The organism is Aeromonas sp. MR16 (assembly GCF_022549315.1).
Lineage (GTDB): Bacteria > Pseudomonadota > Gammaproteobacteria > Enterobacterales > Aeromonadaceae > Aeromonas > Aeromonas aquatica.
Genome location: NZ_JAKZFK010000014.1, coordinates 1 through 19,693 on the forward strand (window position 1 = coordinate 1; position 19,693 = coordinate 19,693).

The 19,693-nt window shown below is 61.7% G+C and carries 17 protein-coding genes and 1 riboswitch; of the genes, 7 read left to right on the forward strand and 10 right to left on the reverse strand.

What is annotated here, in order from left to right:
• The first annotated feature begins 272 nt into the window (after positions 1–272).
• The gene (locus MM194_RS11925; protein WP_241343681.1) at positions 273–764 is read left to right on the forward strand and encodes an RNA-binding protein; all 492 of its coding nucleotides are present in this window, start codon (positions 273–275) and stop codon (positions 762–764) included.
• 4 nt (positions 765–768) lie between these two features.
• On the opposite strand, the gene murI is transcribed toward MM194_RS11925, so the two are convergent.
• The 6 genes from murI to leuE form a co-directional block, all read right to left on the reverse strand.
• Positions 769–1,557, reverse strand: coding sequence for a glutamate racemase (gene murI, locus MM194_RS11930; RefSeq protein ID WP_241343682.1), 789 nt, complete (start codon positions 1,555–1,557; stop codon positions 769–771).
• A gap of 115 nt (positions 1,558–1,672) precedes the next feature.
• Positions 1,673–3,508, reverse strand: a complete 1,836-nt coding sequence (locus MM194_RS11935) for a TonB-dependent receptor (RefSeq protein ID WP_241343683.1) — start codon at positions 3,506–3,508, stop codon at positions 1,673–1,675.
• Between the two features lie 49 nt (positions 3,509–3,557).
• Positions 3,558–3,736, reverse strand: a riboswitch (cobalamin riboswitch).
• Between the two features lie 114 nt (positions 3,737–3,850).
• A complete protein-coding gene (locus MM194_RS11940; protein WP_033130889.1) occupies positions 3,851–5,041 on the reverse strand; it encodes an MFS transporter in 1,191 nt (396 codons plus the stop codon).
• A 109-nt stretch (positions 5,042–5,150) separates the two neighbouring features.
• Complete coding sequence (locus tag MM194_RS11945; RefSeq protein ID WP_241343684.1) at positions 5,151–5,882, reverse strand: LytTR family DNA-binding domain-containing protein; 732 nt, start codon at positions 5,880–5,882, stop codon at positions 5,151–5,153.
• A 46-nt stretch (positions 5,883–5,928) separates the two neighbouring features.
• Positions 5,929–7,602 carry a sensor histidine kinase gene (locus MM194_RS11950; protein ID WP_033130887.1) on the reverse strand — a complete coding sequence of 558 codons (1,674 nt, stop codon included), beginning with the start codon at positions 7,600–7,602 and terminating at the stop codon, positions 5,929–5,931.
• 196 nt (positions 7,603–7,798) lie between these two features.
• On the reverse strand, positions 7,799–8,437 hold the full coding sequence (gene leuE, locus MM194_RS11955; protein WP_033130886.1) for a leucine efflux protein LeuE: 639 nt from the start codon (positions 8,435–8,437) through the stop codon (positions 7,799–7,801).
• Positions 8,438–8,721: 284 nt separating this feature from the next.
• Here leuE and MM194_RS11960 point away from each other — a divergent pair, with 284 nt between their 5' ends.
• On the forward strand, positions 8,722–9,942 hold the full coding sequence (locus MM194_RS11960) for an MFS transporter (protein ID WP_033130885.1): 1,221 nt from the start codon (positions 8,722–8,724) through the stop codon (positions 9,940–9,942).
• Between the two features lie 154 nt (positions 9,943–10,096).
• On the opposite strand, the gene MM194_RS11965 is transcribed toward MM194_RS11960, so the two are convergent.
• Together MM194_RS11965 and ftnA are read right to left on the reverse strand one after the other, a co-directional pair.
• Positions 10,097–11,281 (reverse strand): NAD(P)/FAD-dependent oxidoreductase, encoded by a 1,185-nt coding sequence (locus tag MM194_RS11965; RefSeq protein ID WP_241343685.1) that lies wholly within the window; start codon positions 11,279–11,281, stop codon positions 10,097–10,099.
• Positions 11,282–11,431: 150 nt separating this feature from the next.
• Positions 11,432–11,956: a non-heme ferritin gene (gene ftnA / locus MM194_RS11970; protein ID WP_033130883.1), complete on the reverse strand. Its 525-nt coding sequence runs from the start codon at positions 11,954–11,956 to the stop codon at positions 11,432–11,434.
• A 209-nt stretch (positions 11,957–12,165) separates the two neighbouring features.
• Between ftnA and MM194_RS11975 the strand changes: the two genes are divergently transcribed.
• Positions 12,166–13,950: a diguanylate cyclase gene (locus MM194_RS11975; RefSeq protein ID WP_347006505.1), complete on the forward strand. Its 1,785-nt coding sequence runs from the start codon at positions 12,166–12,168 to the stop codon at positions 13,948–13,950.
• 26 nt (positions 13,951–13,976) lie between these two features.
• Here the strand turns inward: MM194_RS11975 and fabV are convergent, their stop codons facing one another.
• The gene (gene fabV / locus MM194_RS11980; RefSeq protein WP_241343687.1) at positions 13,977–15,164 is read right to left on the reverse strand and encodes an enoyl-ACP reductase FabV; all 1,188 of its coding nucleotides are present in this window, start codon (positions 15,162–15,164) and stop codon (positions 13,977–13,979) included.
• 376 nt (positions 15,165–15,540) lie between these two features.
• Between fabV and MM194_RS11985 the strand changes: the two genes are divergently transcribed.
• Complete coding sequence (locus MM194_RS11985) at positions 15,541–15,975, forward strand: universal stress protein (protein WP_033130880.1); 435 nt, start codon at positions 15,541–15,543, stop codon at positions 15,973–15,975.
• Between the two features lie 193 nt (positions 15,976–16,168).
• Positions 16,169–17,182, forward strand: coding sequence for a tryptophan--tRNA ligase (gene trpS / locus MM194_RS11990; protein WP_241343688.1), 1,014 nt, complete (start codon positions 16,169–16,171; stop codon positions 17,180–17,182).
• Here trpS and MM194_RS11995 read toward each other — a convergent pair.
• Complete coding sequence (locus tag MM194_RS11995; RefSeq protein ID WP_241343689.1) at positions 17,161–18,120, reverse strand: LysR family transcriptional regulator; 960 nt, start codon at positions 18,118–18,120, stop codon at positions 17,161–17,163. The two genes, trpS and MM194_RS11995, sit on opposite strands and share 22 nt — an antisense overlap.
• 91 nt (positions 18,121–18,211) lie before the next feature.
• Here MM194_RS11995 and MM194_RS12000 point away from each other — a divergent pair, with 91 nt between their 5' ends.
• Both MM194_RS12000 and MM194_RS12005 read left to right on the forward strand, forming a co-directional pair.
• A complete protein-coding gene (locus MM194_RS12000; RefSeq protein WP_033130877.1) occupies positions 18,212–19,111 on the forward strand; it encodes an EamA family transporter in 900 nt (299 codons plus the stop codon).
• Positions 19,096–19,257 carry a hypothetical protein gene (locus MM194_RS12005; protein WP_152599220.1) on the forward strand — a complete coding sequence of 54 codons (162 nt, stop codon included), beginning with the start codon at positions 19,096–19,098 and terminating at the stop codon, positions 19,255–19,257. Before MM194_RS12000 ends, MM194_RS12005 begins: the two co-directional genes overlap by 16 nt.
• The last annotated feature ends 436 nt before the right edge of the window (positions 19,258–19,693 follow it).

Sequence of the window (19,693 nt, forward strand, 5' to 3'; positions counted from 1 at the left end):
CGTGCGATGACAAGGGATTTTTTGAAGAAAGTCACGGAAATCTCAAATTATCCAATTAGAAACAGCTTATCCAGTGTATATATACAATGTTATCCACAAACCGATGATTTCAGCGCTGTTTTATTGGCATTTAGCTGGCTCTTCCTTGCTTAAGGAATGCCATACTGAAGCGGATAATGGTCCATGGTAGCGCCCGGCCATAAAGCTGGTTACCATGGAGGTGAATAGAGTGTTGCACCTTTTTTGCTTTCATTTACAAAAGGTCTTTAAAGATGAATTTATCCAAGTTTCCCGTTTATATGCAGGCAGCCGTTCTCTCGCTGGTATTGGCGTTGGTCGGTTATCTGGTTGCCCAGGCCCTGCAGTTTTCTCTGAAAGCCGAAGTCATTTTTGCCGTGGGTCTGGCCATTGGCGGTTTCGTCGTACCGCTGTTCCTTAACCGGGCTCCCGCCACTGTGGCCGCACAGGCTGCGAACCAAGAGACTTGCACCTTATATGTAGGCAACCTGCCCTATCGCGCCAACGAGATCGCCGTGCGTGAGCTGTTTGCCGAACAAGGCCAGGTTATTTCTGTCCGCCTGATGAAAGACAAGGCCACCGGCAAGCGCAGGGGCTTCGGGTTTGTGGAAATGCCCGCCGCCGATGCGGCCAAGGCAATTGCTGCGCTCAATGACAAGGAGTATCAACAGCGCACCCTCAAGGTACGTGAAGCGAACGACAAGCGGGACAGGGATGAGCGGGAAGGCGACGACGTCGACGCCTGATACCTCAGTAAACCACCTCTTCGAGTGATGACAGCCCCCATGCTTGCAAGGGGGCTGTCAGTTTTTGGGCCTCACCATCGAGCCGAGTGCAATATGCCCTGCCCTGACCACCCTCAGCGAGCTGGGTGGGAAGGCTTGCCAACAAGTGATCCACCCTTCTTGCCACCGCACTGCCGGAGTCCACCAGCTGGCACTCCGGCATCAGCTGCCGGATCTCGTCGCCCAGCAACGGGAAGTGGGTGCAGCCCAGCACCAGCGTATCCGGGGCATCCTCTCCTTCCAGCCAGTCCATCAGCACCTCTCGCAGCAGCGCCATGTTGACCGGTCGACCCGCCAGCTTCTGCTCGGCCTCGATCACCAGCTCGGTCGCACCCTTGAGCAGCACCCGCTTGCCCGGCGCGAACTGGGCGATGAGCTCATGGGTATAGGCACGGCTGACGGTGCCCGGCGTGGCCAGCAGGCCGATGCAACCGTTGCGGGTCAGGGCGGCGGCGGGCTTGATGGCCGGCACGACGCCCACCACGGGAACGGTCAGGGCCGTGCGCAGGGATGGCAGGGCTATGGTGCTGGCGGTGTTGCAGGCGATCACCACCAGATCGATGGCGTGCTCGGCCACCATGTGCGTGACCAGTCGGCAGCAGGCAGCGATCAGATCCGGTTCGCTCAGCTCGCCATAGGGGAAGTGGGCGTTGTCGAAGCAGTAGAGATAGTTGTGTGCCGGCAGGGTGCGGCGGATCTCGCGATAAACGGTCAAACCGCCCATGCCTGAGTCGAACACTAGAATATTGGCCACCTGAACTCCCCCTTGGATGCGAAGCGGCGATCATACTCCCGCCAACGGCCCATAGAAAAGGCCCCGCACATGGCGGGGCCTCGCTTTTTCCTCTCTATATAAGCAGAGGTCGGGATCAGAGACGGTAATCGGCGGTCAGCTTGAACTCGGTACCCGGAGAGGCGTAGCCATAGGCCGGCACATAGTCGCGATCGAACAGGTTGTCGATGCGACCGCCCAGGGTCAGCTGAGGCAACACATCGTAGCTGGCCCCCAGGTTGACCAGGGTATAAGAGCTCAGCACCACCCGTTCTGCGGGGAAGCTGCTGAAGTCCTTGTCATCCCGCTTGCCCACGTAGAGCAGCTCGGTCGACAGATCCACCGGGCCCAGCTGTGCCTGAGTCAGCCAGCTGGCCTTCTGCTTGGCGCGGCGCAGCAGTTGCTGATCCCCGTCGTTCTTGTCCTCGGTCTTGGTGTAATCGAAGCTCAAGTCATGGCGCAGCGGACCGGTCTCCAGCCCAAGTGCCACTTCCACGCCCCGGATCTCGGCATCCGTGTTGTCCGGCTTGCAGCTGGAGAAGGCGCTCTGGCAGGCGATCAGGTTCTGGATCTGGTTGCGATACAGGTTCAGTGACCAATCCCAGCCGGTGTAACGGCCGGAGAAGTCCAGTTCCAGGTTCTTGCTCTCTTCCGGCTTCAGGTCCGGGTTCTCGTAACCTGGGTAATAGAGGTCGAGGAAGGTCGGCGCCTTGAAGCCGGTGCCGTAGCTCAGGTGCACATTGTGGTTGTCGTCGATGTCCAATCCCGCAGCAGCGGACCAGGTGTTGTGGCGACCGTATTGCTTGTTGTCATCGGTGCGACCGGACAGCTCCCACAGCAGGGCTTGCCAGCGATAGCTGCCCACCGCGAACAGGCCGGTGTTGTCGCGGTCCGGCGCATTGAACGACTGGCCATAGCTGCTCGAGTCGGATTTCAGCTGCTCTTGCTGCCAGTCGGCACCCCCAGTCAGCATCAACCCTTCTACACCCGTCCAGCTGTTGATCCAGGAGAACCGCGTCAGCCCGGTATGAATCGGCTCGGCGCTGGACTCGCCCTGGCTCTCCAGCCAGTTCTTCAGCTTGTTCTCGCCGTAGCTGGCCTCCAGCCGGCTGGTCAGGGCACCGCTCTGGTACTTGAGGCCGCCATCGTACTGGAAGGCCTGCACCCGGCTCTGATCCGTCGCCAGATAGGGATCGTCCATCTCGGTCTGGTTGTCATAACCCTGGGCGTTGAAGTCCGCGCTCCAGGCCTCGTTGAAGGCATGGTTCAGCCCGAACTGGCCGTTCAGGCTGTCAAAACCGTCCCGATCCGGTTGCTGGGCACCCGCCACCACGTCGAAGCCGTCGGTGCGCTCATAGCCCACCAGCATGTTCATGTCGGTATGCTCACCGAGCGCCTGCACGGTACGCACCTGCCCCTCTCCGTAGCCATGGCTTCCCACCCCGCCTTTCAGGTGGGTCTCGCTGCCGCCCTTGGCCGAGGTCTTGCTGATGAGGTTGATGACGCCACCGATGGCATCCGAGCCGTACACGGCGGCACGGGGGCCCCGGATATATTCGATGCGCTCTATGTTGCCGAGGGGGATCTGGCTGAGATCCGGCGTACCGGCCACCATGGCGGCGATGGGACGGCCGTTCATCAGCACCAGAGAGTGGTTGGAGTTGGTGCCACGGATGAACAGACTGCTCATGTGCCCTCGCCCGCCCAGGGTGGTGATCTGCACCCCTGGCAGGGTCTTCAGCAGGTCCGGCAGGCTCGACACCTGGCGGGCCTCGATCTCGGCGCGCTCGATCACTATCACGGGGGCCAGCACCGAGCCGACGGACTGATCCACCCGGTTGGCGGTCACCACCATGGTGTCATTGGCAGGAAGGGAGGATTGGGCGAAGGCCGCCGCAGGCAACAGGGCAGCCGCCAATAATTTCTTGGACATTACAGATCCTTAAGTTCGCGTAAGCATCTTTCATGGCCGGTTTCTCTCGGCCAGAAATACGAACTTTGGCAGGTCTTCGGGCTGGGGGGCTAATGGCCTACGGCGACGGCTTCCCACCTGACGGCAGTGCCCTGATGTCGCTTCGTTCCCCCTTACCGCTGCGCGCCAGCTCCGGATTCTCACCGGATTCCCTATTAAGCATGATGCGCCAAAGCGGGAGGATTATAGGAAAGGGTGGCAGAAGAGTATAGCTATTTAGCCATCCATACGTCTTTTGCTCATAAAAACAAAAACCGGAGCTCGTAGGCTCCGGTTTGTCAGATTTATCAATAAGTTCGGCTATCAGTCTGCGTATTGCGCCTTGGGGGCTGGCAGGCGGATGGTGAGGGAGAGCACCAGGGCCACCACCATCAGCACCAGGATGAGGTTGAAGGTCGCCATGAAACCGCCGAACAGGGACGCGACGATGGAGCCGATGATGCTGCCCAGCCCGAAGCCCAGGTAGATGACGCCGTAGTTCTTGGTCAGGTTGTTCAGGCCGAAGAAGTCGCTCACCAGGGAGGGGTAGACGGTGATGGTGCCGCCGAAGCTGAAGGCCACGCAGGCCACCGCCACGAAGAACAGGTTCGCATTGAGGGGCACGAACAGCAGCAACCCCATGCCGCACAGGGTGATGACTTGGGCGATGGTGATGACCCGGATGCGAGACATCTTGTCAGACAGAATACCCAGCACCAGTCGGCCACCCAGGTTGGCCATGGCGATCACCGCCACCGCATTGGCCGCCACCGCGGTCGACAGGCCGACCATGTTCTCGCCGATGTCCTTGGCCACCCCGATGACATAGAGGCCGCTCATGCAGGCGGTGAGGAACATCAGCGCCAGCATCCAGTATTGCGGCTTGCGCATCGCCTCGGCCAGGGTGAAGTCGCGGCTCTCGGTCTGCTGCAGGGAGGCGGCCTGTTTGGGCGCATCCTTCATCAACATGCCGCCCACCAGCACCATGGACATGGCGATCAGCCCCCACAGCTGGAAGGTCGCCTCCAGGCCGTTGTTCGACAGCAGCAGCAGGTTGATGTACTTGAAGCCCAGACTACCCAGACCATAGGCGCCGATGGAGCAGGCGGAGATCAGCCCCTTGCGCTCCGGGAACCACTTCACGCAGTTGGAGAGCGTCATCAGGTAGCCGGTGCCGTCGGCGAAGCCCACCAGGATGCCGGCGCAGAGATAGAGCATGGCCAGGTTGCTGGCATGGGCGGTGAGGAAGAAGCCGATGCCGAGCAGCACGCCGGCGCCGAGGGTGACGTTGCGCACCCCGAACCGCTCCTGCAGCTTGCCCGCCAGGGAGGAGGCGACCGCCAGGGACAGGCTGAGCAGACCGAAGGCGAAGGCCACCTGACTGACCGGCTCGTCCAGCTTGTCGGAGAGCTGGGCGTTGAACAGACTCCAGGTGTAAACGGAGCCCAGTGCGAACTGGGTGATGATGGTACCGATCAGGGTCAGGTACCGGGTGCGGTTCATCTCTTTGGTCATGATGCGTCTCGGGCGGTGGCCTTAAGGAAATTGAGCCCACTATAGGCAAGACGCAGCTCGTGCCGACCGATTAAGGCATGAAATGCAGATCGGCGGGAATGAATGACAATCAGAGCCGCATCAGCTGACGGAACGCCTTGATGTTGCTGCGACTGACCGGCACCTCGAACGGCAGATCATGGAGCCGGATGAGGTAGGTACTGTTGAACCAGGGCACGATTTCTCGGATCTTGTTGATGTTGACGCAGTAGGATCGATGGCAGCGAAAGAATCCCTCCGCCGGCAGCCGGCTGACGAACTCGCTGATGGTCATGGGCATCACGTAGCGATCGGTGCGGGTGTAGACATGGGTCAGCTTCTCGTCCGCCTCGGCGTAATAGATCTGCTCGCAGGGGGTGACTATGATGCGCTCCCCCTTCACCAGGTTGACGGTGCGATTCTGCGGCGCGCTCACCTCGGCCCCCTGCCCCGCCTGTGACTTGCCGGCATGCTCGAGTTTTTGCAACAGGCTGATGAGGCGCGGCTCGTTGTAGGGCTTGAGGATGTAGTCGAACGCCTCCAGCTCGAACGCCTCCACCGCGAACTCCTTGTAGGCGGTGACGAAGACGATGTGGGGCGGGTGGCTCGACTTGTGCAGGTTCTTGGCCAGCAGCAGGCCGTCGATGGAGGGGATCTGGATATCCAGAAACACCACGTCCACCTCGTGATCCTGCAGGTACTTGAACGCCTCCAGACCGTCCTCGAAGCTCGCCACTATCTCTATGCTGCTGTGCTGGTTCACCAGATAGATGAGCTCCTCACGGGCCAGATATTCGTCTTCAACAATGATGGCTTTCAACATGGCTGCATCTCTCGAGTCATATCTTCCTTCTCAATATTGATAGCGCTCAGCACGGCATGGCCTCCGGATCCGGCAGATAGAAACAGACTTCGGTGCCGGGTTCGAGCCGCCTGAGCTGCAACCCGTCGCCGTACAGCAGCTTGACCCGTTGATGAACGTTCATCAGGCCGATGCTGCGGCTCTCCACCCGGCCGGCGGCCACCCCGTCGATCACCGCTTGGCTGATGCCGTAACCGGTGTCGCGCACCGCCACCCGGATGCCGCCCGCCAGCTGCTTCACCTCTATGGTGACCCGGCCCGGCGCGCTGCGGGGCTGGATGCCGTGCAGTATGGCGTTCTCCACCAGGGGTTGCAGCAGCAGGCTCGGCACCTGGATGTGCACGTCGTCCACCTCGAACACCACCTCCAGCTTGTCGCCGAAGCGGGCCTGCTCGATGGCCACGTAGTCGCGCACCTGCTGCAACTCCTCCTGGATGTCGATGAGCTCGTCCCCCTTGTTGAGGTTGTAGCGCAGGTAGTCCGCGAGATTGGCGATCAGCTGGCGCGCCTGCTGGGGACGGATGCGGATCAGCGACGAGATGGCGTTGAGGGCATTGAACAGGAAGTGCGGGTTGATCTTGCTCTGCAGGGCGGTGAACTCCGCCTTGCGGGTCATCTCTTTCAACTGCTCGATGCGCGACACCTCCATCTGGGTGGAGATGAGCTGGGAGAGACCCACCGCCATCTCCCGCAACGAGCTGGTGATGCTGTGGGTGCGGCGGTAATAGATCTTGAGGGTGCCGCTGACGGCGCCGTTCTCCCGCAGCGGAATGATGATGACCGAGTGGAAGTCCGACAGGTGGTACTGGCGCAGATCGTTGTTGATGATGATCTGGTCCAGCAGCACGGCCCGCTGGGTCATGTCGCTGATAGCGTGGTGCTCGTCCAGCTCGTAGTAATCCTTGCCCACCCCCACATAGGCCAGCACGTCCCGGGTGTCGGTGATGGCCACCGCATCGGCGTCGATCTCGCGCCGGATCACCCCGCACACCTGGCCGAGGGAGTGACGGTCGATGTTCTGGAAGAAGGGCAACGTCTGGTTCGCGATGTCCAGCGCCAGCTTGGCCTGCTTGGCGGCAATCATCTCCTTCTCGTCGTCCAGATCCTGCACCAGCTTGATGATGAGGCCGATACAGAGCGCCCCGGCGATCATGGGGTAGGCGATATGACTAACAATCTCGACCCCGACAGAATGAGGTTCTGTCAGGATCCAAATAAGCAGCATGGTCAGCCCCTCACAGGCCATGCCCGCCAGGATCCCGTACAGCCAGAGCCGCGACTTGCGGCAGTTGAGGTGGATCCAGGTCGCCAGCAGGCCGGCGATAATGCTGGCGATGAGGCAGGGAATGGAGGTGTGGCCATCCATGTCGATGAGATAGCGGTGCAGCCCCGAGATGACCCCGGCCGGGATGCCGACCCAGGGCCCGAACAGGATGCCGCCGGAGATGATGGCGATGATCCGCACGTTGATGAGCGCCCCCTCCACCGCGATGCCGGTGTAGGTGCTGAACACCGCGAACAGCCCGAAGATGCTGGCGACCAGCGTCAGCTCGGCCGGGGTGTGATCCCGTTTCTGGAACAATCGCTGGAAGGGTCTGGTGCGCGTCAGCAGGAACAGCGTCATCAGCATCAGCGCCGCCCGTTCAAACACCGCCAACAACATCATCTGATTTTCGAGCATGGGCCCTCCGGCCTAGGGCCACGAGGGGCGCACTATAAGGTGTATGGAGTCATGGGCTGCCGACCCAGATCGAGGGGAAAAAAGAACACAGCAGGATGGGCAGCCCCTGAGCGGGCCCCAGTTTACCTCAGACGACCCGCCAAGGGAGCAACGGCGTTGCAGGCTGGCCGGGAGAGGGCCAGCCTGCTGGAGGGATTCAGGAAGAGAGGGTGGCAAGCCGGGCCGCAAAGCCCATGAAGAAGAGGCCGATCAGGCCGTTGCCGAGCCGGGCCAGGCGCCGCTTGCGCGCAAAGAAGCGCGCCATCAGGGTGCCGCCGAAGATCAGCAGGGTCAGATAGACGAAGCTCATGGCCTCCAGCATGCTCGCCAGCACCAGATAGGAGACCCAGGTGTGGGCATAGTTGAAGTCGACGAACTGCACGAAGAAGGAGACGTAGAACAGGATCGCCTTGGGGTTGGTGAGGCTCAGGGTCAGCGCCTTGGAGAAGTAGCGCTCGCCGGACTCGACCACGGATGCCTCCCCTTCCCGCCTGGCGATGAAGTTGGCGCGCAGGATCTTCACCCCCAGATAGAGCAGATAGAGGGCGCCGAGGTAGCGCACCAGGGTAAACAGCAGGGGGGTGGTGCGAATGAGGGAGGCGATGCCCAGATAGGCGCAGAAGATCAGGATGGCGTCGCCGACGAAGACCCCGAGGGCCGCCTTGTAACCCGGGCCTATGCCACGGGTCGCCCCGGTGCGCAGCACATAAATCGAGTTGGGGCCCGGCGCTATGATGATGAAAAACAGCCCGACCAGATAGGTCCAGACGTTGATGACTCCCAAACTCTCAAACATGGCGTGCCCCTCTGGACTTGGAAAACAGCCCGGTCAGGCAGGTCCAAACGTTGATGACTCCCAGGCTTTCAAACATGTTCCCTCCATGGCGGTGAGCCGACTAACGACGGCAGGCTTTCTATACTAATCCGCCTCTCGCCAAGCACAAGATCTGAGCAGCGCTTCGTTCGTCCCCACACTCTCGCCGCCTCGATCGGAAACCCCCTCCCGCCCACTTTGTTGTGTCCAGACGGGCCAGGATCGGGCATGTTAGAGCGATACATGGACAACAGACACACTATCTCATGGAAAAGAGCCTCAGCACCGATAGCCCTCTCGTCGCGCCCCCCGCGACCGACGCCCTGAATACCACCACTTATCCGGTGATCGCCGCGATCAGCTTCTCGCACCTGTTGAACGACATGATGCAGTCGGTGCTGCTGGCCATCTATCCGCTGCTCAAACTCGGGCTCAACCTGTCGTTCACCCAGATAGGCCTGATCACCCTCACCTATCAGTTCACGGGCTCACTGTTGCAACCGCTGATCGGCCTCTACACCGACCGCAGGCCCATGCCTTATTCGCTGCCACTCGGCATGGGTTTCACCCTGCTCGGCCTGCTCTCCCTGTCACAGGCGGGCAGCTTTGGTGCCGTGCTGCTGTCGGCGATGCTGATCGGCATGGGCTCGTCAGTCTTCCACCCGGAATCCTCGCGGGTCGCCCGCATGGCGGCTGGCAGTCAGCCCGGGCTGGCCCAATCCCTGTTCCAGATCGGCGGCAACCTGGGGTCGGCCATAGGTCCGCTGCTTGCGGCACTCATCATAGTGCCGCAGGGACAGGGCAGCGCGGCCTGGTTCTCGCTGTTTGCGCTGGTCGGCGTCGTGGTGCTCAGCCTGGTCGGGCGCTGGTCGAGCCATCACGGGGCCAACTTCCATAAACGGATGAAGGCCCATGCCGGCAACGGCCTGAGCCGCCGCCAGATCGGCTGGTCGCTGGCCATCCTCGGCCTGCTGATGTTCTCCAAGTTCTTCTACATGACCAGCCTGAGCAGCTATTACACCTTCTACCTGATGGACAAGTTCAGCCTGTCACTGGACAGCGCGCAGCTCTATCTGTTTGCCTTCCTGTTCGCCGTCGCGGCGGGCACCGTGCTCGGCGGGCCGGTCGGTGACCGCATCGGCCGCAAGCGGGTGATCTGGATCTCCATCCTCGGCGTCGCTCCCTTCACCCTGCTGCTGCCCCATGTCGACCTGTTCTGGACCTCGGTGCTCTCGGTGATCATCGGCCTGATCCTGGCCTCGGCCTTCTCCGCCATCCTGGTCTATGCCCAGGAGCTGGTCCCCGGCAAGGTCGGCACCATCTCCGGCCTGTTCTTCGGCTTCGCCTTCGGCATGGGGGGCATAGGCGCCGCCCTGCTGGGTCAGCTGGCCGACGCGACCAGCATCGAAACCGTGTATCAGGTCTGCGCCTACCTGCCGCTGATCGGGTTGCTGACGGTGTTGTTGCCCACGCTCAGGAAGGGCTGATCGGCCCACTGGCGTGGAGAGGAGATCTGCGTCACGGGATGGGAGTCGAGGGGGATAAGGTGGAAGGGAGAGAGGCAGCTGACATCGGTGTGAGAACGGCCTGAGGCGTGCAGAGGCGGCACCTCAGGTCGTTCGATACTGCCTGGCGTGTGCCTCAGCAGTACTGCCCGGCTACCCAGCCGGAGGACCAGGCCCACTGGAAGTTGTAGCCCCCGAGCCAGCCGGTGACGTCCACCACCTCACCGATGAAGTAGAGACCGGGCACGGTGCGCGCCTCCATGGTCTTGGAGGAGAGCTCATTGGTATCCACCCCTCCCAGGGTCACCTCGGCGGTGCGATAACCCTCGGTGCCGTTCGGCAGGATCTGCCAATCCCCCAGCAGGGCAGCGATGGCCGCCAGCTCCCGCTCGTTGTACTGGCGCATCGGCTTGTTGACGAGTTGCCCCAGCTCCACCAGCTTGTCGACGAAGCGCTTGGGCAGCTCGCGCCCCAGCACGGTTTTCAGCTCCTGAGCCGGATGGGCCTCGGCCCAGCCCCTGAGGGCAGCGGGAATATCCAGATCTGGCAGCAAATTGATGTGGATCTTCTGCCCAGGCAGCCAGAAGGAGGATATTTGCAGTATGGCGGGGCCGGAGAGGCCGCGGTGGGTGAACAGCATGGCCTCCTTGAAGCGGGTGCCGTCCTCCGCGGTCACCGCCACCGGCAGGCTGACCCCGGCCAGATCGGTGAACGCCTCCTTCTGCTCCTGATGCAGGGTGAAGGGCACCAGCCCGGCGCGGGTCGGCAGCACGGTGAGACCAAACTGCTCCGCCAGCTTGAAGCCATAGGGGGTGGCACCGAGCTTGGGCATGGAGAGGCCGCCGGTGGCCACCACCAGGGAGTGGCAGCGCACCTCTCCCTTGCTGGTGTCGAGCAGGAAGCCGTCGTCCGTCTTGCTGACGGAAAGGACCTCGGTCTGGTACTGCTGGGTTACCCCGGCCCAGTCGCACTCGGTGAGCAGCACCTCGACTATCTCTTTCGCGCTCTCGAGACAGAAGAGCTGCCCCAGGGTACGTTCGTGGTAATTCACCCCGTGCCTGTCCACCAGATCGATGAAATCCTGCTGGGTGTAGCGCGCCAGCGCCGACTTGCAGAAGTGCGGGTTACCCGAGAGGAAGGCGTGGGGGCCGGCCTGATGGTTGGTGAAGTTGCAACGACCGCCACCGCTGATCAGGATCTTGCGGCCCGGCTTCTTGGCATTGTCCAGCAGCAGCACGGATCGCCCACGATAACCTGCCTGGGCCGCACACATCAAACCGGCCGCACCGGCCCCGATCACCACCACATCCACTTGCATCATCACAACCCTACTCATCAAACGATCAACGAAAACGGCTCATAAGAGCCGTCATCACGGGCAAAAACCAATAGCTCAGTGTCCCGGTGTAAACAGAAACGGCCCTCAAGAGGGCCGTCATTGTACTGACTGAACACTAAGTGTCCACGACTATCAGGCGTTGCCGTCCATGATGCTGGCCGGCGCCCCCTTGGCCAGCTCGGCCAGCTCCTTGTCGATGAAGTAGAGGCCCTTGCCATCCTCGCCCACCAGGGACAGGCGATCGACGATGCTCTTGAACAGCTTCTCTTCTTCATGCTGCTCGGCCACGTACCACTGCAGGAAGTTGAAGGTGGAGTAGTCCTGGGTGGTGAAAGCCACGTGGGCCAGGCCGTTGATGCACTTGGTGATGTGGTACTCATGCTCCAGGGTGGTACGGAAGATATCGCCCAAAGAGTTGAACTCATGGGGAGGCGCCTCTATGGCCCCCAGCAGCGGCATGCCGCCGGTCTCGCTCACGTAGGTGAACAGGCGCTCCATGTGCTGGCGCTCCTCGGCGGCGTGCTTGCGCAGGAAGGTGGCAGCCCCTTCGAAGCCCTTGTCCTCGCACCAGGCGCTCATCTGCAGGTAGAGATTGGAGGAATAGAATTCAAGATTAATCTGCTCGTTCAACTTCTCGATCATGGCTTTGGCCAACATGCTGATTCTCCACTGTGATTTGGTCACGATTGTCGCCACTGTTGCAGCACGAATCAACTGTCCGCTTTCGTCATAGGCCATTGTTGTGACGCAACTTCCTCTCATCCTGGCCCCCATACGGGCATAGAGAAGCAAAGAAGGATGGTGTAACCGGACTCAGCCTCTATGATGGCGCCAATGGTCAGGAAGAAGATGCAATGAGATTGGTGATGGTACTGGCGCTGCTCTGGACGACCCAGTTGCAGGCCTCCCCCCCGTTGTCGGAAGAGGCTGAATTGCAGGCGGCGCGCGATCCCGTCGGCTATCTGCGGCGCCTCGATGCCCACCCGCAGCAGGATATGGAGCTGTTCCACGCCAGATCCCTGGCCAAGGCCGCCCTGGGGCGCTATCCACAAGCCCTGCTCGACAACGCCCGGGCGCGCGCCCTGGCCATCACCCGCCAGGAAAACGCGCGGCTGCTGGACTTCCAGCTGCAGCAGGTGGCACTCACCCTGGATACCGAAGCGCCACAGCTGGCCCTCAGCCTGCTGGCCCAGCTGCAACCCACCCTCGGCGGCCACCCGGCCCAGCAGTCCGAATGGCACGCCCTGAACGGGCTCGCCCTCTACCGCACCCAGCAGCTCAAAGAGGCCATAGCCGAGCTCAAGACCGCTTTTCACCTCAAGCAACAAGAGCCAAAGAGTGCGCTCTCCGACCTGCAGTGCGCCCGCGTGCTGATGACCCTTGGCAACCTCTATGCCGATCTCAGCCTCCACCGGGAGGCCGAAACCTATTATCAGGATGCGCTGGGGCTGATGGTGCAACTGCGTGAGCCCAACAGTCAGACCATCATCAGGGCCAACATGGCGCGGCTCTACATCGACATGGCCCGCCCCGCCAAGGCGAGGAAGCTGCTCGATGCCCTGCTGACCAACCCCGATCTGTCGCCAGACTATCGCGCCATCGTGCTCGGCTATCAGGCCATGGCCCTCAATGCACAGGGGGAGTGGCGCGCGGCCTGGCACAGCCTGGACGAGGCCCAGGCCATCTATCAGCGGCTCGGCTATCCACAGGCGGCCTCCCGCCTGACCGAGACCCGGGCCAGGACGCTGCAGGGCCGTGGGGAGAAGCAGCTGGCATTGCAGTTGCTGACGACCCGACCTGACGCCATCACCATCGACGGCCAGGCGTTGCAGGCCAGATTGCTGGCGGATCTGGGGCGCTATCCCGAGGCGTACCGGGTCATGACCGAGTACATGCAGCATTACAAGCAGCACTTCAATCAGACCCTGAGCCAACATGCCAACGCCTTCCAGGCCGAGATGGAGCTGGCGCGCAGCGAGGCCAACAACAGGGCGCTGCAGCAGGAGAACGATCGCAAACGGCAGCAGCTGCTGTATCAGCAGAGCGCCCGTTACTATCAGCTGATGCTGGTCGCGCTGCTGGCGGGCGCCCTGATCATGCTCGGACTCACCACCCGCAGACTGCACCGCAACTCACGCCATCTCTACCGGCTCGCCACCTTCGATCAACTGACCGGGTTGCCAAACCGGCGTGCCCTGCTGGAGCGACTGACACAACAGTGGCAACTGGACGAGCCACTGACCCTGCTCATCATCGACATCGATCACTTCAAGCAGATCAACGACAGGCACGGCCATCAGACCGGCGATCTGGCCATCCAGAAACTGGCCGAAGAGCTGAAACGCTGGGCCCCCGACCTGCAACAGGTCGGGCGCTGGGGAGGAGAGGAGTTTCTGGTGGCCATGTCGCAGGACGGCACCACCTGCTGGCACCTGGCCGAACAGCTGCGCAGCCGGATCGAGAGCCTTGGCTCCCCTCACATGACCATCAGCACGGGGGTGGCGGAGCGTTGCCCCGAGGATGACAGCCTGAATCAGCTGATCCACAGGGCCGACATGGCGATGTATCAGGCCAAACGCCAGGGCCGCAACCAGACCATACTGGCGGCGGCCCCCAACCTGCTGTCCGAACTGACCAGCAGCGTCGCCTGACAGGGGGCTGCATCAGCGCCCGTCCCTCAGGGCACCAGCTCGGTCAGTGACGCCTCATTCACCGGCGCCCCGTAATCGACCTCCTCCAGCTCGAAGCCATTGAGCTGCATGAAGTCCCGCTTCAGCCCGGCAAAATCCCCGAGGGCCTGGAAGTTGTCCGGCGTCACCTTGGACCAGAGCGCCGAGACCGCCGCCTGCACGGCGGGATCCAGCTCGTGGTCGTCCATCCTGATCAAGCGGTTGCCGTCGGCCACCACCCCTTGAGGTCCGTACATCTTGTCGGCAAACAGGCGCCGCATCTGCTCGATGCAGCCCTCGTGCACCCCGCGCTCCTTCATCACCCCCATCAGCAGGCCGAGGTAGACCGGCAGCACAGGGATGTAGGCGCTCGCCTTGGTCACCAGCGCTTTGCACACCGACACCCAGGCGTGGCCGCCGAGCTCGGCCAGCTGCAGATTGATGGTCTCGGCGGTGGCGTGCAGGTGCTCCTTGGCATAGCCGATGGTGCCATCTCGATAGATCGGATAGGTGGATTCCGGGCCAATGTAGGAGTAAGCCACCGTCTGCACGCCCGGCGCCAGACAATCCGCCTGCTGCAGCGCCTGCAGCCAGAGTTGCCAGTCCTCGCCCCCCATCACGGTGACGGTGCCCTTGATCTCCTCCGGGGTGGCGGGGGCCAGGGATTGCTGCACCAGGCTGTCGTGTTCCAGATCCAGCCCCCAGCCGCTGAACGGCTGGCCCGTAGTCTTGAGTACGGATCGCACCTGAGTGCCGTCCGCCAGCACCCGGATGCCGCTCGCGAGGGAGTAGACCACCAGATCCACCTGCCCCAACTGCTGGCGGATGGTCTCCACCGCCTGCTGGCGCATGGCGTCCGAGAAGGCATCGCCGATCAGGTTGACGGCGATGCGCCCCTCCTGCTCCGCAGCCTGCCTAAACCAGATGTTGTTGTACCAGCCCGCGCTACCGAGCCCCTTGTCGGACGGCCCCCGCTCGAACGAGACACCGACGGTGTCGGCTCCCGCCCCGAAGGTCAGGGCGATGCGGGACGCCAGCCCGAAACCGGACGAGGCCCCCAGCACCAGCACCCGCCTGGGCCCGTTGAAGTGGCCCGCCGCCCTGACGCCGGCGATCTGCTGAGCCACGGCGGCCCGGCAACCTATGGGATGACAATTGCGGGCAACGCAGCCCTGGATCTGAGGATGAATAATCATGAGAAATCTCCGCTTGAACTGGCTACAGCATAGCCATGACGCAACGGATTACCTTGATGTCAGGGGGAATCGGGTACGGAAGGGCGCAGAAAAACAAGAGGGAGCACGAGGCTCCCCAAAGCGGTATTCAGATGCTTTTTGTTGTTTTGTGTTCATTGCGAAGCACGGGCACATCCTATTCCCCTCGCCGTTGCGGGGCAATACGCCGGCTGTGATCGGCTTCAAATTCTTGCTCAATATATGCACAATTTTTCATCGAAGGCGGCAACATAGCCGTACAGAAAACCCATTCCAATCCTGAGGCCGTGGTGACAACACCGTTTTAGTTTCATCAGACATTGGTATAGTGAACCCAGGATCAGTGAGGAGAACTCCCATGAATGGAACCTATTACAAACACGTACTGGCCGCGATCGACCTGTCGGAAGACAACCGCAAGGTGATCGAGAAGGCGGTCGACCGGGCCCGCTCCAACGGCGCCAAGTTGTCCGTGATCCACGTCGACGTGGACCTCAAGGATCTCTACACCGAGATGATCGATATCGACATCGACAACGTGCAGGATCAGGTGATCGCCGAAGCGAAGGAGAAGCTGGAAGCCTTCCTGGCCTCGGTGGACTACCCCATCGAGAAGAAGCTGGTGATCTGCGGCGATCTGAGCGAGCGGGTCAATCAGGCGGTCAAGGATTACCAGATCGACCTGCTGGTGTGCGGCCATCGCCAGAGTTTCTGGAGCCTGCTCACCTCCAGCGCCCGTCAGCTGATGAATACAGTGCCCTGCGATCTGCTGGTCGTCCCCTTGCAGAAGTGATCAAACGGGCGTAGCTTGTTTATCCATGAACATCACAGCTTTCAATCACAACAACTGGTGGTGCTGCTCCTAAACAGGCGGCACCGCTTTTCTATGTGAAATTTTCAACAGAAAACACCGTGACCGCCGAGAGGCGGTCATTGTTTTTATCCCTTTGTCGCCTCCCGGCTCACCCCCAACCGGAGAGAATGACATGCATAACCCCATCATACTGACTGGCGACAGACCCACCGGCAGACTGCACATAGGCCACTACGTCGGTTCATTGCGCCAGCGGGTAGAGGCCCAGTCCCATTACCGCCAGTTCGTGATGATCGCCGATCTGCAGGCGCTGACCGACAACGGCCACAACCCGGCCAAGGTGACCGACAACGTGCTGGAGGTGATGGCCGACTATCTGGCCGCCGGTCTCGATCCCGCCAAGACCACCTTCTGCCTGCAGAGCGCCCTGCCCGCCCTCGCCGAGCTGACCTGCTACTACCTCAATCTGGTCAGCGTCGCCCGGCTGGAGCGCAACCCCACCGTCAAGGCGGAGATCCAGCAAAAAGGGTTCGAGCGCAGCCTGCCTGCGGGCTTCCTGGTCTATCCGGTCAGCCAGGCCGCCGACATCACCGCCTTTCGCGCCACCCATGTGCCGGTCGGCGAGGATCAGCTGCCCATGCTGGAGCAGACCAACGAGATAGTGCGCCGCTTCAATGCCCTGGTGGGCAAGGAGGTACTGACCGAGTGCCAGCCCATACTGAGCGACACCGGCCGCCTGCCCGGCATCGACGGCAAGGCCAAGATGTCCAAGTCCCTCGGCAACACCATAGAGCTCGGCATGTCGAGCGATGAGATCAAGCAGGCGGTGTTCGCCATGTACACCGACCCCAATCACCTCAAGGTGAGCGATCCCGGTCAGGTGGAGGCCAATACGGTGTTTGCCTATCTGGATGCCTTCCACCCGGACAAGACGCTGATGGCCGAGATGAAGGCCCACTACCAGCGCGGCGGCTTGGGTGACATGCGCTGCAAGCAGGTGCTGAACGACTGCCTGCAGGCCCTGCTCGCCCCCATGCGGGAACGGCGGCAGGCGGCCATCGCCGACAAGGGCCAACTGCTGGCGCTGCTGCATCAGGGAACGCTGCAGGCTCGCACCCTCACCGACGAGGTGCTGGCCGAGGTCAAGAGCGCGATGGGGTTGGATTACTTCGCCGGGTTGCGCTGAGCCGCCGTGCCCAGCGCGGCCTTGCCGTAACGCTCGAGGGCGAGCCGGTGCAGCAACCCCTTGAACCAGCCGATCGCCTCGTCATGGGCGGTGAGGGGGTGACCCGCCATCAGGTAGACGATGGGGATCTCCGGGTCCAGCTGATGCAGCCGCAGCGGGTAGTAGTGACTGAAGTGGCGGCCGATCATCTCCGGCACCACCACCAGATAACGGCCGGTCGCCATCAGCTGCGGCACCGCCATAAAGCTCGGCAATCTGACGCCCAACTCACGCGCCACCTCGAAGCGGGCCAGCCAGAGATCCACCATGGCCTGGCTGTGGCCCCAGCTGGAGGTGTAAATATGGGGGCGGCTGACCAGATCGGCCGGCCCCAGCGCATCCGGCAGTGCGCTGCCCAGCGGTGACAGGCACACCAGCGGGTTGCTGAACCACTCCTCGCGCCACAGCCGGGGCGACAGGTTGTTGGCATCGGCGAAACCGATCACCAGATCCAGCTCCCCCATCTCCAGCTCCCGCTCGTAGTCGCTGTCCGCCAGCTCACACACCTCCAACCGACACTGGGGCGCCTGCTGGACCATGCGCTCCACCAGCGTCGGCACCAGGCCGTGCTCCACCGAGCCCGGGGTGGCGATGCGAAACACCCGCTGGGCACTGGCGGGATCGAACCCCTTCGCCTGGCGCAAGCCCTGCTCCAGCATGGCCAGCGCCTGGCGCACCGGCCCCGCCAGCGCCTTGGCGCGCTCGGTGGGCATCATCTCCCGCCGGCTCATGACAAACAGCGGATCGTCCAGCGCACTGCGCAGTCGCCCGAGGGCGTGGCTGACGGTGGACTGGGAGAGGTGCAACCGCTCGGCGGCACGGGTGACGTTGCGCTCCTGCATCAGCATGTCGAACACGGTGAGCAGGTTGAGATCCAGGCGGGAAAGGGGGAGTTCCATCGATATTGGCCATAGTGGAATGACGACAATTCATTTTTGGCATAGTAGCAGATTGCATAGAATGCGCGGGCAAATTACATCGGAGATTAAAATGCGCAGCTATCTGTTGTTACTGGCGATCGGCCTGTTGTGGGGTTCCCAGTTCATTTTCATGCATCAGGCCGTCAACGAGATGCCTCCCATCATGGTGGCCTCCGTGCGCGCCCTGTGCGGTAGCCTGACCCTGGGTCTGCTCTGCCTGTTCATGCGCCTCAAGAGCGAACACACGCCGTGGCGCACCTATATGCTGATCGCCCTGCTCGATGCCACCATCCCCTTCATCATGGTGGCCTGGGGTCAGCAGTACGTGGATAGCGCCATCGCCGCCGTGGTGATGGGTTGTATCCCCTTTGTCACCATCTTGATGGCACCCTTGTTGGTTTCCGGTGAAAAAATCACCAAGGGAGGCCTTGTCTCCGTGGTCATCGGCTTTGTCGGTGTGCTGGTGCTGTTCTGGCCGAAACTGGCGAATGGCATGGATGCGGGCCTGCTCGGCGCCGTCGCCATTCTGTTCGGGGCCAGCTGCTTCGCCATCGGCCTGCTGATGATCAAGCGCTTCGCCAAGGACCACCCCGTGGTGGTGGCTCGCAACATCCTGATCTCGTCGGCCATCCAGCTGTTGCTGGCCGCGCCCTTCGTCACCGATCTGAGCGCCCTCACGATGCCGAGCCAGCAGGCCATGGGGGCGGTCGCCGTGCTGGGCGTGTTCTGTACCGGCCTGGTCTACTTCCTCTACATGGCGCTGATCCAGCAGGCGGGCCCGACCTTCGCCTCCTTCAGCAACTACCTGGTGCCGCTGTTTGGCGTCATGCTGGGCGCCCTGTTCCTCGGCGAGCAGATCCAGTCCACCACAGGCGCGGCACTGGCCCTGATCCTGGGCTCAGTCGCCCTCAACCAGTGGGCTCAGCAACGCCGTGCCCGTCGGGAGGCCAGCCTATGTCAGGCATCCTGACCACCCTCTGCGGCGGTCTGGTGCTGATAGCCGGCTGGCAGTATCGCCACCGGCTGGCCGGACTGCTCGGCCTGCTGATGCTGACCCTGCCGTGGCTGTTCGACAGCAAGCTGCAGGCCATGCTGAACTATGCCCTGCATGCCTGAATGCCATCTCTGAATGTGTGACGAGAGTGTATCTCTCCTGTTTTTGGGACCGTTTTAAAAAAAACCTCCGATTTGTCCCCGCTACCGGCGCCCTGCGCCGGTTTTTTTATGTTCGAAATCAGCGGGGGGCAGTTACCTTTTATCAACTGTTTTGATGGTGGTGGCTGAGCTAACAGTGGTTTCTCACCGACAGTGAATCCTTAAAGAACTGGGTATAGGTAATTAAAGCCGACTCATTAAGGTGATTCACATGCGTACTGCTCTAGTCCTATCCCACACCCTTTACACCCTGACGACCAACAGTCCGTTAGAAAACCTGTGCGTTGCCGTAGCGGCGCTTGCCATCACAATGCTGGTCAACACTATCGCAGGGCTACTGAAAACATAACATGCGAGGCAGTCTCCTATATGAGACTGATGATGGTAAATCAGACCT

Excerpts from the sequence above, each read along its gene's own strand:
- MM194_RS11925 (WP_241343681.1), top strand. The coding sequence starts at position 273 with ATGAATTTATCCAAGTTTCCCGTTTATATGCAGGCAGCCGTTCTCTCG.
- MM194_RS11935 (WP_241343683.1), bottom strand. The coding sequence starts at position 3,508 with ATGTCCAAGAAATTATTGGCGGCTGCCCTGTTGCCTGCGGCGGCCTTC.
- MM194_RS11940 (WP_033130889.1), bottom strand. The coding sequence starts at position 5,041 with ATGACCAAAGAGATGAACCGCACCCGGTACCTGACCCTGATCGGTACC.
- MM194_RS11945 (WP_241343684.1), bottom strand. The coding sequence starts at position 5,882 with ATGTTGAAAGCCATCATTGTTGAAGACGAATATCTGGCCCGTGAGGAG.
- MM194_RS11950 (WP_033130887.1), bottom strand. The coding sequence starts at position 7,602 with ATGCTCGAAAATCAGATGATGTTGTTGGCGGTGTTTGAACGGGCGGCG.
- leuE (WP_033130886.1), bottom strand. The coding sequence starts at position 8,437 with ATGTTTGAGAGTTTGGGAGTCATCAACGTCTGGACCTATCTGGTCGGG.
- MM194_RS11960 (WP_033130885.1), top strand. The coding sequence starts at position 8,722 with ATGGAAAAGAGCCTCAGCACCGATAGCCCTCTCGTCGCGCCCCCCGCG.
- MM194_RS11965 (WP_241343685.1), bottom strand. The coding sequence starts at position 11,281 with ATGATGCAAGTGGATGTGGTGGTGATCGGGGCCGGTGCGGCCGGTTTG.
- ftnA (WP_033130883.1), bottom strand. The coding sequence starts at position 11,956 with ATGTTGGCCAAAGCCATGATCGAGAAGTTGAACGAGCAGATTAATCTT.
- MM194_RS11975 (WP_347006505.1), top strand. The coding sequence starts at position 12,166 with ATGGTACTGGCGCTGCTCTGGACGACCCAGTTGCAGGCCTCCCCCCCG.
- fabV (WP_241343687.1), bottom strand. The coding sequence starts at position 15,164 with ATGATTATTCATCCTCAGATCCAGGGCTGCGTTGCCCGCAATTGTCAT.
- MM194_RS11985 (WP_033130880.1), top strand. The coding sequence starts at position 15,541 with ATGAATGGAACCTATTACAAACACGTACTGGCCGCGATCGACCTGTCG.
- trpS (WP_241343688.1), top strand. The coding sequence starts at position 16,169 with ATGCATAACCCCATCATACTGACTGGCGACAGACCCACCGGCAGACTG.
- MM194_RS11995 (WP_241343689.1), bottom strand. The coding sequence starts at position 18,120 with ATGGAACTCCCCCTTTCCCGCCTGGATCTCAACCTGCTCACCGTGTTC.
- MM194_RS12000 (WP_033130877.1), top strand. The coding sequence starts at position 18,212 with ATGCGCAGCTATCTGTTGTTACTGGCGATCGGCCTGTTGTGGGGTTCC.
- MM194_RS12005 (WP_152599220.1), top strand. The coding sequence starts at position 19,096 with ATGTCAGGCATCCTGACCACCCTCTGCGGCGGTCTGGTGCTGATAGCC.